Raw genomic sequence first — 13,906 nt, 5'->3', positions numbered from 1 at the left:
CTTCATCGAATTCGCTTAGTCACTTTTTGCGAGGCGAATTCTTTCTCAAGTTCAACGCGGAATCATCGCCATGAACAGTTCCCAATATCGCGACTTCAGTCAGTCTTCAGTTCGAGCGACCCATTCAAAGCACGCACCGCGAAAGCCCGGCATGTTCATCGTCCCGGGTGCGTGGGTGATTGTGCTGATCATCACATGCACGCTGGGTTGTGAATCGATCACCAAACTCAATATCCCCGGTATGCAGTATTATCGGCACGATGCCGAGTTCGAAGCGAAGAAGGCGAAACATCAGGCCAACTGGCGCGAGCATCAGAGTGCCGAATCTCTCACCTGGCTCCTGCGCAATACCATCGATAACGGCATGTCTGTCAACGAGGTTAACCAGGCAATCTCCACCGAAGCTGAGCCTGCGGGTGATCGAGCCGAAAGTTACAAGACCGGTGCCAATTACCTGGTGACCGATGACGGCTATCGCTGGGGCCCCGATTCCAATGGCCGGGTGATTGTGCTCTTCTTCCGCAACAATCAGCTGGTCAATTTTGATCCTCATGAAATTCAGTGAACGACGATCTATCGAAGGATTATTCTGCCCCGGAGGCATGACCATCTGGATGAAGGATTTCGATGCCGTAGCTGGGGGCAATTTCGATCAACTTCTGAATATCCTCCAAAGTTGCCGGCACGGGAATTGTCGAACCTTCTTCCAAGGGATGCCCGACGGCAAAGAACATCTCTTCAAGTCCTGCCGGCGCCAGAGTGATCAGCAGGCGGGCGGGTGCATCACTTTCATTGCGGAAGCAATGCTTCACGCCGCGTGGAACATTCGCAAACATCCCCGGCCCTGCAACAATCGTCTCGTCATTGATCTGGAACGTCACTTCCCCTTCAATCACGAAAAAGCCTTCCTCCTCACGACTATGAATATGCAGTGGCGGTCCTCCCCCAGGTGGAACAGTGGCTTCAAACTGGGTGTAAGTTCCGCCCGTCTCCTGTGCAGTGACCAGGAAGCGGTAGACATCGCCGACGACACTGATGGTGCGGCCTTCCCAGACATGTTTGCGTGTTGGTTCTCGATGCATGATCAGTCTCTGTATGGGTGAAGGAGCAAAAGTTTGATTGTTCGAGTCGCAGACCGTGAGCTGCCATAGAGTGATCATGTCACCGCATCGGCACGACGTACCCACCAGCGGTAATGTGGGACTTTCCCTTTTTCGATCACAAAGCCAGGAGAGCGGGAGAATGTTTCAAACACTTTCGCAGCTTTCTCAGGCTGATGATTTCCCGTGTGAGCGTGCAGCAGATAGCGGAGCTTGAGTGGCTGAGCCTGGGTAATGAGGCGCGGGCCAGCGAAGCAGAGCGAGGCACCCATCCAGCCATCATTACGCACATGCCAATGCGTTGGATGATCGGGATTGGAAGGGTGATCGAAAAACGTAATCCCTTCTTCCAGATCGGGCTGTGTGGCATCAGGAGCAGGCATGATCGGCCCGGAATAATCCATCCAGCGGGCTTTCTTCCCGAAGATGTTTTTTTCGTTTTCAAGACCTTCGCTGCTGCTCAGTCGGCCACCGCCAAACACCGCGGAAATGCTTTTCGCCACCCGCACCGCCATCAGGCCGAAGTTGGTTTTTCCCAGTTCAAGCTGCTCGGAGACAGGCGTGAGTTTTGTTTCCACTTCAACCAGAGTTTCCCCCACTGGCAATTGATTCGGATCTTCACTTTCCGCAGCGTCATGCGGACGCACGGAGACAATCAGTTCCTGCTCGAGCAAAGGAGCCGGGTTGTGGCCATCGAACCAGTCGAGTCGTACAGCCATGATCGCTTCGTCATCACTGTCGATATAAGCCAGCCATTCTCTCTGGCGAACAAACGGACCTTTGCCATTCAGCCAGAAGTCGAGGCCAGTCACATTCATATGTGAGAACCAGATCGACTGATGATGATCGTGATCAGGTGCTCCCGGATGCCCCATGCGTGTGAGGCTCAGGCCTGAAGGGCCAATCAGCGGATCCAGATAGGGCCTGGGGTAATCCGTCCCGTAATGCCACGACAATCGATGCCAGCCATCCACGACAAACTTGACTTCGTACCCACTGACGGGAATGGCCTGACAACGCGGAAAGAGTTTCGACATGGCAGCCTCATGCAGTCATCTCAATGGTGATCTTGATCTGCATGCAGCGTACCAGATCAAGATCCTCCCCTGACTCAGAAAATCAGGCAGAGACCATCAAACTCCCGAGGAGATTCAAAAAGATAAGCCAGCGAATCCATCAATCCTGTGGCTGAGTGAGAGCACGGTTCTCGCGGTCAACGAGAATCACCTTGGGCTTCAATTCCTGACCGGCGGCTGTTTCCATCTGGACGTATGAGCAGATGATAATCAGATCCCCGGGCTGTACCAGCCGGGCACCTGCTCCATTGACGCAGATCACTCCCGAATTGGGCGGGCCTTCAATCGCGTAAGTAATGAATCGCTCACCGTTAGTAATATTGTAAATGTGAACCTGCTCGTGCACGAGGATATCGGCCAGTTCGAGCAGAACTCGATCCACCGTAATGCTTCCCTCATAGTGCAGAAGAGCTTCGGTAATCGTCGCCCGGTGAATCTTCGATTTCAGGAATGTGCGTTGCATCAATCTCAGCCCCAATGGCTCGCCAGGAACCAGGCACGCAAAAGTTGAGTCGTCCGACCGAGTGGCTTCGAATCGAGAACGTTTATCGACAGTCCACCAGCATCTCAAATGCCATTCTCGCGAGTGGACTCCCCATCGAAAAGGGAGGCAGGCAAAAAACTTCCAGCGTCTCACTCGGAAAATGGAAGTATCAACAACAGTTGGTGCGTGCGGCAAAAATCGAGAACTGATCTGGACTTCTGCAAAAACCAAGACATTTCCGGTCGGTCTTTTGATCTTTTCCTCGCCAGATCACGTATTTTTCAAATGAGCGCGAAATTTGCAGTCATGGGTTCAAAGACCATGGTGACTGCAATTTTTGCAGTCGAACTGGTCGGGAATCGGGCAGACCAAGGCCCTGTGGACCTTGCTGGAAAGGAAAAGGAGAGTAAGAACATGCTGGGTTTCGATCCGGTTTATTTTGTGTTTGTGATCCCTGCGTTTCTGTTGTCGATGTGGGCTCAGTACCGCGTAAAGGCGGCCTATGCCGCCGGTATGCAGGAACCTTCCACGATTTCTGGCGCGACAGCTGCCCGGCAGATGCTCGATGACGCCGGTCTTTCAGATGTCGTCATCGAAGAAACACCCGGCGAGCTTTCCGATCACTACGACCCCTCCACGAGGGTCGTGAGGTTAAGCACCGATGTGTACCGCTCCAGAACACTGGCCGCTGTCGGAATTGCTGCCCACGAAGTCGGGCACGCCATTCAACATGCTCGCCACTACGCTCCGCTGGTCATTCGCAATGCAGCAGTGCCGGCAGCGACCGTAGGCCCCATGTTGTCGTTTGGACTGCTGATGCTGGGAGCTTTGTTTGCTGCTCAAGGATCGCCTTTGGGCAAACTGATGATCATCGGCGGGATTGCGGCCTTTGGTGGCATTGTCTTCTTCCAACTGGTCAACCTGCCCGTTGAATTCGATGCCTCCAACCGTGCCAAGCAGTACCTGAATCAGATGGGTGTGGTCGATCAACAGGGGGCCGTTGTCGTGAGGCAGGTTCTCGATGCTGCGGCTCTCACTTATGTGGCAGCGACGCTGCAATCGGTGCTGACACTGGCCTACTACATCTTCCGCTTCAGTGGTTTCTTGAGATCCAACGACGAATAGTCACGCCGACATACTTTGAACATTTCAGCCACACCAGCAGCGGCTTTCCTCTGCTGGTGTTTTCGTTGGCTCGCCCCTAGCAAGTGACAGACAGAGCAGGTGACACTGCACTTTGGCCTGATCACCCCAAAATCAAGAATCACCTGTTAACGTTGTCCCAGTTTATCGCTGACCCAGTGCCGGCCTGACAACGCCTGCTTCTTCCCCATAGACCACGATTCGATCTCGCTGAGAAACGACCAGCCGGCCATTGACCAGTGCCAGATGCCCTCCAGCGCATTCGCTGCCACTGATCTGCCAGTGGTGAATTCTGGTGGGTGTCCCACTCTCTGGATCGATTTCAAACAGAGCTTCGCGCGCAGGCCACAAAATCGACTCACCAGCAAATAAACCCTGTCCAAAACTCATCCACTCAGGATCACTTTGTTCAAACTGCCATTCGGTCTTTCCACTGTTCAGTTCCAGCGCCCAGAGTGATTTCCCACCGGCAAACAGGCTCCCCTCGCGAATACCCAGCCATTGGGAAAGTTTTTCCGGCTGCGGCCGCGACCACAACATGGCCCCCGTGGCCAGATCCAATGCCAGTAACTCATCCGCACCGGCTGGAGCTGCTATTACCACGTCGTGTTCAACCAGGCAGGGCAACACGACATATGGCCAGCGCGGGTCTTCCCCGGGAACGACTTTCGACGCGTTACCCCAGAGGGATCGACCTGTTTTTCCATCAATACAAATCACTCCTCCCGGCTCAACCGAAACAATCACGAACCCCTCTTGAACAGTCGCCAGAGCCAACCCCAGTTGATTGACATTCGGCAGTTGTGTGGTGCGACTATAACCCAGTCTGGTCAGCCAGCGGAGATTTCCAGTCTCCGCATCCTGGCACATCAGAGCCCATTCGATGACCGCTCGCGAACGAGTCAAAATGGTGTAGACCGCACCGTTACGAACCACCGGTGTCCCGGCGAACTCCCAGCTTTCATCCTCTTCAAAGAGGTCGGCAGGCAAGACGCTCCAATGCAGCTTGCCCTGCTCTTTCCCTACGTCGAGGCAGATTAACTGGCCACCCACATCTCGCGTTTCATTCTCTGCTTTCAGGGTCACTGGCCAGCCCAGCCGGGCATATAGACGCTCATCAGCTACTGTCAGCGAATAAGCGGGTCTTCCGCGCGATGGAAGAATGGGAGGAACCAAAGATTCACCACCATTGGGGGGATAGATCGAAGCGTTTGCATCGAGAGCGGTTTTCCACGCGGGACGACCGCTGATAACATCCCACGCCATGATCTGATTGGCGGTTGGGAGCAGCACCAGATTGTTCCAGATCAGTGGATAAGAGGCTGGTACATCCGCCAGTAACCGCTGCTCTGTCGGCTTATACAGCGAGAGCTTTTCCTGCGGAATGTCTGCTGACCAGACAGGTGCCCCCAGATCAAAAGCCGGCCCGATGTTCCCTGTTCTCGACGGGATTCCTCCCCAGGTGCGAGGAAGTGTCAGATCCTCGATTTGTTTCGCCCACCCGCGACTGGAAAAAGTCACCGGAGATTCGGCAATCGCTGTTTTCCGGGCATCATGTGCGAGATTCGCTGCAGAAGAATTTTTCTGTGTGTTCTGCCTGACACCTGGATCAATCTGCCTGATACCTCGCTCAATCAGTGCAGCCCGAACCTGATCAATCAACTCAAACCATTTCCCTTCCTGGTCTCCCAGCTTTCCCTTGGCTTCAGGGAATTCTTTCGCCAGCAACTCGATCCCGGCAGCCGTCCCTGGTTCATCACCACTGAAGAGTCGGCACAGCACAATACGGGCCACGACATCGGCTGCAGGCAAGTCGCTATCCGGGTAAGTCGCCTCTGGTTGGACTTGAACCATTGAGAAACCCCTGAGCTTCATCCGCAACTCAGGCTGGAGAAGCGATTGCCACAGAAGCCTTGCCGTGATGTATTCCCGCTGCCGAAATGCGTGGTGCGCCAGTTCATTGACGGCGAGATCTCCATCGCTCGCCAGCCACGCCCGTTGCACGATCCGTTCCAGAAACGTCACGTCACCAGTCGATTGATATTCGCCCCACCAGCGGCGGGCTTTGGGATCAAACTTCTCGCGATAAACTTTGCGACCTTCTTCGGGCCATCCGGAGAGTATCTGCCGAACAGTGAGCTCGACGTTCAACACTCGCTGACCGGAAGAACTCCTTCTGGAAAGGTGCGGCCCTGAAATGACTTTCTCAAGGTTATTCTGACCAGCCCATGCAGCGGTCTGAGCTTCGCCAATCCAAGCCAGTTGATTGAGTGCCACCAGTTCATGAGCGGACGACTCCAGCACTGACTCGACCATCTCGACAGCCTCTGACCATTGGCCAGCCTCCATGTTCTCCCGAACGGCATCGAGCTGCCGCAAAGCAGGCTCCGAGAGATTGAACGTCCACGCTTCCCGCAGTCCGGGAGGTTCCTGAGAAATCGCAATCTGCGGCCCGTCACCTGATGTGAACAGCCAAAGAGGAATCACGAAGAGATAGCAGAGTTGCTGACAACCACAGCGGCTCTGCCACCAGCCACGGTCGTTATTATGTGATCTTGCGTTCATATATTGTCGAGAATCATGCATAGATTGAGTTTTGCCAGTCAGCTCTGACAGTTCCTGGGAATCATGTCGTTTTTTCGAAAAACGATCCTGCATTTTGCCATCTTTTGTCAAAGCCCCGGTTTTGCCAACAAACTGATGCTCTCTTGCCCCGGCAGATCAACTCCATCTTGCTCAATCTGAAAAATGCGAGCTATGTTCTTCGCAGAGACAGATTGTATTTGCATCACTTATCTGCCGTGAGTCTTTTTTATTCGAAAGACAGTTATGTCTGGTCAACAGCTCGCCGAGAAACTGGGCAATCAAACAGCGGTCATTGGCGTCATTGGTTTGGGTTATGTCGGTTTGCCATTGATCCGTGCTTTTACATCTGCTGGTTTCCGGTGTATGGGCTTCGACGTGGATCAATCCAAAGTCGATAAGCTCAATGCCGGCCAGAGCTACATCAAGCATATTGATCCCAGCCTGATCAAAGCACTCATTACCGAAAAGAAATTTGAACCCACCAGCGATATGAGCCGCCTGCGTGAAGCAGACTGCGTCATTATCTGTGTCCCCACACCACTGAACGAGAGCCGCGATCCTGACCTGAGTTATATCGAAGGGACAGCCCATTCGATTGCCAAGGCTCTACGCCCTGGTCAACTCGTCGTTCTCGAAAGTACCACACATCCCACCACCACGCGGGTCAATGTGCTTCCAGTTCTCGAAGCGACCGGACTCAAAGCGGGTTCCGATTTCTTCCTGGCATTCAGTCCTGAACGCGAAGACCCGGGCAACCCGACCTTCAGTGCCGAAGGGATTCCCAAAGTCGTGGGTGGCTACGATCCCGTCAGTACCGAACTGGCCTGCACGATGTACAGCAAGGCTGTGGTACGCGTGGTACCGGTTTCCAGCATGGAAATCGCCGAAGCCTGCAAGATTCTCGAAAACACTTATCGTGCCGTGAACATTGCCCTCGTCAATGAACTCAAGATGCTCTACGACAAAATGGGCATTGATGTCTGGGAAGTCATCGACGCTGCCAAGACCAAGCCCTTCGGCTTCCAGGCCTTCTATCCTGGCCCCGGCTTAGGTGGTCACTGCATTCCCATCGATCCGTTCTATCTCACCTGGCTCGCTCGCAAGCATGGCGAACAGACGCGCTTTATCGAGCTGGCTGGCGAGATCAACGTGCACATGCCGTCGTATGTCATTACTCGATTGGCCGAGTTCCTCAACGACGCCGGTAAGCCGATCAAGGGCAGCAAAATCTGCATTCTGGGCGCTGCGTACAAGAAGGACGTGGATGATCCCCGCGAAAGCCCTTCCTTCGAACTCATGAAGATTCTCATCTCGCGCAAGGCCGATCTCAGCTACAACGACCCCCACGTCCCGGTGCTCCCGAAAATGCGGCACTACCCCGACCTGCCTCACATGGAAAGTCAGGAACTCACTCCCGAATTCCTGGCTTCACAAGACTGTGTGCTCATCTCGACCGATCACTCGGCCTACGACTATCAGTACATCGTCAAGCACTCGAAGTTCGTGCTCGATACCCGTAACGCCACGAAGAACGTCGTCGAAGGACGCGAAAAGATCCGCAAGGCGTAAACTCAACTCTTCGAATCGGGTTGCGCCGTTCGATCAAAAGATCAGATTCGCCCGCAAGGCGACGTTCACCGAGGTGTCGAACGTCGAAATTCCGGGCGTAATGATCTGCAGATCTGGCGTCAGCTGGAATGTCGGTGTGACCTGATAGTTGTAGAAGAGTTCGACACCGTGCTCATCGCGGAGTGGTGTGCGAATGGGCCCAATCTGCCTCAGTTCACTGCTCACACCCAGGTAGTAATATCCCACGCCGAACTTGTCATTCGGGCGTGAAACCAGGGGGCTGGAGCCACCAATGCCGATATCCGATCCCCAGCGGATGGGATTCGGATTGCCGTCGGCAATCCCCAGGCTGCCAAACAGGCCCCAGCTTCGCTTGGAGTCTGTGGCATCTACCCACAAGGCCTGGCTGAAAGAATACTCAAATGCCCACGAACCCGTTTCCTGTGGTGCAGGGACATTCAGGCCGCGAATTCTTTCGATGATGTAGTTGAGCCCGGGGTCTGTTGCTCGATAAGTTCCACTGCTGTAAGCCCCCGAAAGTGAGTGCAGTCCTTCCATGCCAAAAAAGCTGGTCGGGATGCGCCCCTCGATATACAGCGATGCGCCATTATTAAAGAACTCATCAAACCCACTGGTGGTGGGAGTGCTGTTGGTATCGAACACATTGATCGACAGGATCGGCTGCATTTCCCTCAAAAAGACCACACCACCGCCATAAGTGGAGTAAGGAATCACGCGGCCCAGCACTGTGGGAAAGAGAAATGCACCGTTCATAAAGCCGTCGATCCCGTGCGAATTCCCACGGTAGGGCCGGATAAAGCCGTCAAGTGTGTTGATCTTTCCCAGATAGACCAGCATCGATTCCGAAAGAAACTGCGTTACACTCACATTGGAAAGTGCGACAGAGGGAGCATCGCCCGTGGGAAATACTTGTGGGAAGCTGATCGGCAGAAGTGCTCCTGTCGAGCGATTGACCGAATCGCCGTAGTTCATTTCTCCGTGCAACGTAATCAGCAAGCCTTCCTGCAGACCCGCTTTCCCGCCATCCACTTTCAGAAAGAGATCGCCGCGTCCACCGAAGGCAAATTCATTATTGTTTCCGCCAGAGGCGACACCTTGATAGATGTTCGTCGATGAAGCTTCGATGGTCACTCCGCTTTCGGCCAGTGCATCGCGATAGCCACCCCAGTTGCCAGTCAGCTGGGTGCGATCACGCCAGGAGTCGGCATTGAGTGCTGCCGAGACGGGATCGATCGAGAAGCTGTCTGCACTCGAAAAAGAAGCCAGGCGATAGTCATCAGTTTCGATAACCGATGGAGAAAACGACTCACCACTGAGCGGTGAATCGACGTCGACAGAGCGCGATGTTGAAGTCCCGCGCAGAAACCAACTGTCAGAAAACAGTGATTCTTCCGCCAGACCCTCGACGGCCATGGAAGAAGCGAGGAGCAGAGACCCCAGACGCCAGCCAGCATGAGCCCAACTTCGCCACGACTTCGTCGCCATTCCAAGGCCTCCCTGCCCGGTCAACAACTGTAAGCTCTTCAATGCACCGTCCATTTCATGCCCCACTGGGGGCACAAAGAGAATTCGACGGCACATTCGATTGCTCGTCTTGTATCGATCTGTGTGGAAAATCGAACTGCGTCAATCCAGACCACACGATACGCCCTTAAGGCAAATGCCCGTTCCTCACCGGTAAAGTCGTTTCAAACGGCAAGGCATCTCTTCCTGCCTGAGCTCACTTGAATCACACGAATTCACAAACAATCGGATGAGCGGCAATTTCTGCCGACGACTTGTTCATCCATTTTTCGCTGGTATATGTTCGTTAAGCCGCTCATCATCAGTAGTGCTATGTGAGATCCCACTTTATCTGGCAACTTATGGACGAATTGACACGCCTGCTGGCCGCGATCGATACCGGCCAGGAACATGCGACAGATGATCTGCTCCCACTTGTCTATGCGGAGCTTCGCAAACTGGCAGCGGCTCGCCTGGCATTAGAACCGGCCGGGCAGACACTTCAGCCCACAGCTCTTGTCCATGAAGCCTATTTGCGATTGATGCATGGCCATTCACCAGACGAGCAGTCCAACGGCAGCGACTCTTCCAGGATTCATGAGAGCGAAGTTCCATTCGAAGAAGATCAATCCGGGATTCCGCAACGCGGGCCACAATGGAAAAGCCGGGCACAGTTCTTTGCTGCAGCCGCCATCACCATTCGCCGCATTCTCATTGATCATGCCCGCCGCAAAAAGAGTCTCAAGCATGGTGGAGAATTTGTCCGGCATAACATCGACGACTTCCCTCCCTGCCTTGTCGAGCCACAGGAAGATCTACTGGCCCTTGATGAAGCCTTGACCAAGCTCGCTGACATCAAACCTCAAGGAGCCGAACTCGTGCAGCTTCTGTACTTTGGGGGATTAACGCTCGCAGAAGCAGCAGAAACGTTGGACATTTCTGTCCGCACTGCGAGCCGCTTATGGGCTTATTCGCGTGCGTGGCTGCGCAGAGAACTCGCCGACAACACGACCTCGGTGACAGATTAATCACAGCGGCTTAGTCGGGCCTGGCATTCAAGACCAGCCGAACGGATCTTGATGAGTCATCGTCAAAGATTTTCGGGCCAGGGCTTGCCACATCGCAGATCGAGCACAGAGGGATTGAAAAGTCCCAAAGGATCGAGTTGCTGCTTGAGTGTCAGACTCCAGCGTGATGATGACGCATCATGAGAGCGGTTGGCAGGTGGCGGGATCGAATTGTCCGGCCAGCGTGTCCATTCCCATGTCGCTTCCTGAGGATGACCAGCCAGCGATGCCGACTCGATCAGACTCGCCAACCCTGCGGCCAGCTCGTGGGGCGCCGGCGGTTCATTCCATGAGAGCAGCAGCGTTCCATCCAATCCCCGGCCCATGATGCGGGTGGTCTCAGGGAATTGTTCGGCCAGTGCGACCAGTTTTGAACTCGTTAATGATACCATCAGTTCGTAAGGCTGCTGCCGTTGACTGCCCAAAAGGCGTGTCATCAAACGATCAGCATGGGCTGTCTGCCGATCCTCTGAGACCACCAAGAGTTCCGTTGGCCCGAGGTTCGAGAGCTCTTTACGAATCGTCTGCACTTCCCAGTCGAGTGAGACCTGCGATCCCTCCAGCAGAATGGCCAGCGTCAGTTCATTCCCGACAGGTGGCAATGCGGCTCTCTGCAGCACATCCACAGCCACTGGTCGGGTATCTGAGAAGAGCAGTCGCTCGAGTGCCGGTTCAAGATCTTCCCAGGTCTCCCACGTGGTGAGCACCCAGGACCACTGGACAGGCTGTGGCTTCAACTTGAATGTGCATTGCGTGAGCAGGGCGAGAGTTCCTCGCGAACCGCACATGAGCTTCGCCAGATCGTAACCAGCCACATTTTTGACGACTCGCCCACCCGCCTGAAACAGCAGTCCGTCCGCCGTAAAACCACTGAAACCGAGCAGATAATCGCGGATCGTGCCATAACCATATTGCCTGGGGCCGCAGAAGCCAGCAGCGACCAGGCCACCGATCGTCGCTTCGCCTTCGAGAACATCGAGTGGTAACTGCTGACCTTCGACATCAAGAAGCGCACACAATTCCCGCCAGGTCATGCCCGCTTCGACGGTGATCGTCATATCGCGGGCAGGATAATCGATCAATCGATTCCACCTGGTCGTCTCGAATGTCACCCGGGCTTGTGGGGATCGATACAAACGCTGGCTCGAAAGCTTTGCTCCCGTAGGAGCAATCGTGGCCTGTGCTTCGCGAAAATTGGTTTCGAGCCACACCCGCCCTTCGTCAACACTTTCGGGCCGCATGGTGTGAACTGTGACTGTATGATCTATCACTTTGCGAACTTCCTCTGTGAGAGATTCCTTGGCACAAAACTCTCCAGAAGGATGAGACATCGCATGCGAGTCGGACATATTGCAGTTCGATCTGCTGGGGAACTCTCACGAACAGCCACGGAGGTTGACCTTGTAACGATGCTGGAAATCAAGGCTTGGGGGCTGTCAGGCCTTCGATCTTCAACTCGGTGGCAGCTTTCGTTTTCAAATCGACCTTCAGGACGCGATGGTTATTCGTGTCGGCAATGAACAGAACTCCGCCATAAGTTGCCAACCCCGCAGGTTCCGATAGCTGGACCGGAGCAAGTGCAGCCCCCGGCTTTCCATTCCCCAGCCAGCTCTCGCATGTTCTTTTGATCGGATCGATCACTTTAATCTTATGGTTGTAACTGTCGGCGACAAACAGCTTCCCCTCGTGAAAGACAATCCCCAGCGGATGCTGCAGACGAACTGCTGATCCCTTGCCATCAATATCGCCAAACTCAAACAGGCTCGCACCTCGCGGCAGATCCGAAGCTCCCACCACTGTGGTGACTTTGCCCTCCGGGTCTTCCAGTTTGTCTGCTTCGCTAGTAGTGATTTTGCGAATGGATGAACCTTCGCTATCGACCACATACAGCGACTCGCCATCACTGGTGATTCCCGAAGGTTGCGCCAGTGCCGATTGAGCCAGGCTTCCATTGGTAATATCTTCCCGTCCAGAGCCCGCATAGTTCTGAATCGTCTTACTTCCCAGTGCATGCGACCAGAGCTGATGCGGCCCAGCCATCGCGACGTACAGCACGCCCTGTTGGATGTAAAGATCCCACGGGCTGTTCAGCGCTGTGGTTCGCAACTCCCCCCCACGATCGCGGCCGCGGGCCTGTTCACCAGTCCCTGCGAGTGTCGAAACTTCCCATGTGGTCAGGTTCACCGTCCGCAGCAGATGATTTTCCGTATCGGCCACATAGAGCGTATTCCCGTCCAGTGCCATTCCTTGCGGATGGTCAAACTGTGCCGATTCAGCCGGGCCATCTTTGGCGCCAATTTTTCCACTTCCAATCACCTTGAGGAGTTGACCGGCCAGCGATGCCACGACGATGCGATTATGATTGCTGTCTGAAATAAAGACTCTCTCATGGGCCGGATCAACGAGCAGCTTGCCAGGGAATCGCAAAGGAGTGGCTGCTTCTTTGCCGCTTTCGAGATCGAAAGCCATCGGCTTTTCGTTCAGCGTCCCCTTCGCCCTATGATAATCGATGACTTTGGCAATCACTTGATCCAGCAGTTCGCGATTTCCCTCGCCGGAAGCGACACCACAAAACTGCCCCTCAGGATCAATCAACACGAGAGAAGGCCACGACCGAATACTGAACTTCCGCCAGATGGTCATCTCCGCATCGTTGACGACGGGATGCTCAATCTCGTAACGCAAGATGGCTTTGCGAATGTTCCCGGACTCTTTCTCGTTATCAAACTTGGCGGAGTGAACACCGATGACCACCAGCTCTTTGCCATACTTCTTTTCGAGATACTTCAGATCAGGCAGCACATGAATGCAGTTGATGCAGCAGTACGTCCAGAAGTCGAGCACCACCACTTTCCCGCGCAGATCCTTCAGTGACAGGGGCTGGCTGGTGTTGAGCCACTCGATTCCCCCATCGAGCGAAGGGGCAGGAATGCGATTCGGAAACGGATTTTCTGGCTTGCCGGCTTCTGGTGCTGGCTTAGGCGTACTCGCTGCCGGTGATTGCCCGTCAGACGTTTCCTGAGCAACCGCAGGCACGAAAAATAGACACAGTAAGATCGCAGCCAGGCACCCTACCAGAGCATTCCCATCCCATCGCCAGACTCCGCATCTTTGCGGCCAACTCTCAAAATGTCGAAACCAGGCTCGGTTAGAACAAGTCATCATCAAGAACCTGCCTTTCGGAAGCGGCTCATCAGGGAGATCACAAACTCTTGGAGATTCGATCATCATTCACAGGTGACAAAGTTCAAGCACACTTTTCCCCAATCACCTGCTGAACACTCTCACATAGTAAGGCTTTTATACGAGAGATCGTAGCCTCAAAGTCTTCCCCCATCGACAATCGAGTCTCAATTC

11 protein-coding genes are annotated in these 13,906 nt (G+C 54.3%); 4 read left to right on the top strand and 7 right to left on the bottom strand.

The genetic code is table 11. The features are described 5' to 3' along the window. Positions 1-70: 70 nt before the first annotated feature. Positions 71-565 carry a hypothetical protein gene (locus PLIM_RS21125; protein ID WP_013112351.1) on the top strand — a complete coding sequence of 165 codons (495 nt, stop codon included), beginning with the start codon at positions 71-73 and terminating at the stop codon, positions 563-565. A gap of 19 nt (positions 566-584) precedes the next feature. Here the strand turns inward: PLIM_RS21125 and PLIM_RS21120 are convergent, their stop codons facing one another. The 3 genes from PLIM_RS21120 to panD all read right to left on the bottom strand — a co-directional run bounded on the left by PLIM_RS21120 (position 585) and on the right by panD (position 2,639). Next, on the bottom strand, positions 585-1,082 hold the full coding sequence (locus PLIM_RS21120; RefSeq protein WP_013112350.1) for a quercetin 2,3-dioxygenase: 498 nt from the start codon (positions 1,080-1,082) through the stop codon (positions 585-587). 74 nt (positions 1,083-1,156) lie between these two features. Continuing rightward, entirely contained in the window at positions 1,157-2,137 is a 981-nt protein-coding gene (locus tag PLIM_RS21115) for a DUF6807 domain-containing protein (RefSeq protein WP_013112349.1), read from the bottom strand. 139 nt (positions 2,138-2,276) lie between these two features. Next, positions 2,277-2,639 carry an aspartate 1-decarboxylase gene (gene panD, locus PLIM_RS21110; RefSeq protein WP_013112348.1) on the bottom strand — a complete coding sequence of 121 codons (363 nt, stop codon included), beginning with the start codon at positions 2,637-2,639 and terminating at the stop codon, positions 2,277-2,279. Positions 2,640-3,074: 435 nt separating this feature from the next. Here panD and PLIM_RS21100 point away from each other — a divergent pair, with 435 nt between their 5' ends. Next, a complete protein-coding gene (locus PLIM_RS21100; RefSeq protein ID WP_013112347.1) occupies positions 3,075-3,785 on the top strand; it encodes a zinc metallopeptidase in 711 nt (236 codons plus the stop codon). Between the two features lie 162 nt (positions 3,786-3,947). Here the strand turns inward: PLIM_RS21100 and PLIM_RS21095 are convergent, their stop codons facing one another. Next, positions 3,948-6,368 carry an outer membrane protein assembly factor BamB family protein gene (locus PLIM_RS21095; RefSeq protein WP_196349498.1) on the bottom strand — a complete coding sequence of 807 codons (2,421 nt, stop codon included), beginning with the start codon at positions 6,366-6,368 and terminating at the stop codon, positions 3,948-3,950. Between the two features lie 264 nt (positions 6,369-6,632). Here PLIM_RS21095 and PLIM_RS21090 point away from each other — a divergent pair, with 264 nt between their 5' ends. Continuing rightward, positions 6,633-7,958, top strand: coding sequence for a nucleotide sugar dehydrogenase (locus tag PLIM_RS21090; protein WP_013112345.1), 1,326 nt, complete (start codon positions 6,633-6,635; stop codon positions 7,956-7,958). A 33-nt stretch (positions 7,959-7,991) separates the two neighbouring features. Here PLIM_RS21090 and PLIM_RS21085 read toward each other — a convergent pair whose 3' ends face one another. Continuing rightward, positions 7,992-9,464 (bottom strand): carbohydrate porin, encoded by a 1,473-nt coding sequence (locus PLIM_RS21085; protein WP_196349497.1) that lies wholly within the window; start codon positions 9,462-9,464, stop codon positions 7,992-7,994. A 380-nt stretch (positions 9,465-9,844) separates the two neighbouring features. Between PLIM_RS21085 and PLIM_RS21080 the strand changes: the two genes are divergently transcribed. Further along, complete coding sequence (locus PLIM_RS21080) at positions 9,845-10,510, top strand: sigma-70 family RNA polymerase sigma factor (protein WP_013112343.1); 666 nt, start codon at positions 9,845-9,847, stop codon at positions 10,508-10,510. Between the two features lie 62 nt (positions 10,511-10,572). On the opposite strand, the gene PLIM_RS23400 is transcribed toward PLIM_RS21080, so the two are convergent. Together PLIM_RS23400 and PLIM_RS21070 are read right to left on the bottom strand one after the other, a co-directional pair. Then, complete coding sequence (locus PLIM_RS23400; protein ID WP_196349496.1) at positions 10,573-11,880, bottom strand: FAD-binding oxidoreductase; 1,308 nt, start codon at positions 11,878-11,880, stop codon at positions 10,573-10,575. An 88-nt stretch (positions 11,881-11,968) separates the two neighbouring features. Continuing rightward, positions 11,969-13,585 carry a thioredoxin-like domain-containing protein gene (locus tag PLIM_RS21070; RefSeq protein ID WP_230849359.1) on the bottom strand — a complete coding sequence of 539 codons (1,617 nt, stop codon included), beginning with the start codon at positions 13,583-13,585 and terminating at the stop codon, positions 11,969-11,971. Positions 13,586-13,906: the final 321 nt, after the last annotated feature.

The sequence above is a fragment of the Planctopirus limnophila DSM 3776 genome (assembly GCF_000092105.1).
Classification (GTDB): Bacteria; Planctomycetota; Planctomycetia; order Planctomycetales; family Planctomycetaceae; genus Planctopirus; species Planctopirus limnophila.
The sequence above is the reverse complement of the archived record's forward strand: the minus strand, read 5'-3'. Positions and strand labels throughout refer to the sequence as shown.

Coding starts and splice junctions, on each gene's coding strand:
- PLIM_RS21080 (WP_013112343.1), top strand. CDS start 9,845: ATGGACGAATTGACACGCCTGCTGGCCGCGATCGATACCGGCCAGGAA.
- PLIM_RS21100 (WP_013112347.1), top strand. CDS start 3,075: ATGCTGGGTTTCGATCCGGTTTATTTTGTGTTTGTGATCCCTGCGTTT.
- PLIM_RS21120 (WP_013112350.1), bottom strand. CDS start 1,082: ATGCATCGAGAACCAACACGCAAACATGTCTGGGAAGGCCGCACCATC.
- PLIM_RS23400 (WP_196349496.1), bottom strand. CDS start 11,880: ATGTCTCATCCTTCTGGAGAGTTTTGTGCCAAGGAATCTCTCACAGAG.
- PLIM_RS21095 (WP_196349498.1), bottom strand. CDS start 6,368: ATGAACGCAAGATCACATAATAACGACCGTGGCTGGTGGCAGAGCCGC.
- panD (WP_013112348.1), bottom strand. CDS start 2,639: ATGCAACGCACATTCCTGAAATCGAAGATTCACCGGGCGACGATTACC.
- PLIM_RS21125 (WP_013112351.1), top strand. CDS start 71: ATGAACAGTTCCCAATATCGCGACTTCAGTCAGTCTTCAGTTCGAGCG.
- PLIM_RS21085 (WP_196349497.1), bottom strand. CDS start 9,464: ATGGCGACGAAGTCGTGGCGAAGTTGGGCTCATGCTGGCTGGCGTCTG.
- PLIM_RS21115 (WP_013112349.1), bottom strand. CDS start 2,137: ATGTCGAAACTCTTTCCGCGTTGTCAGGCCATTCCCGTCAGTGGGTAC.
- PLIM_RS21090 (WP_013112345.1), top strand. CDS start 6,633: ATGTCTGGTCAACAGCTCGCCGAGAAACTGGGCAATCAAACAGCGGTC.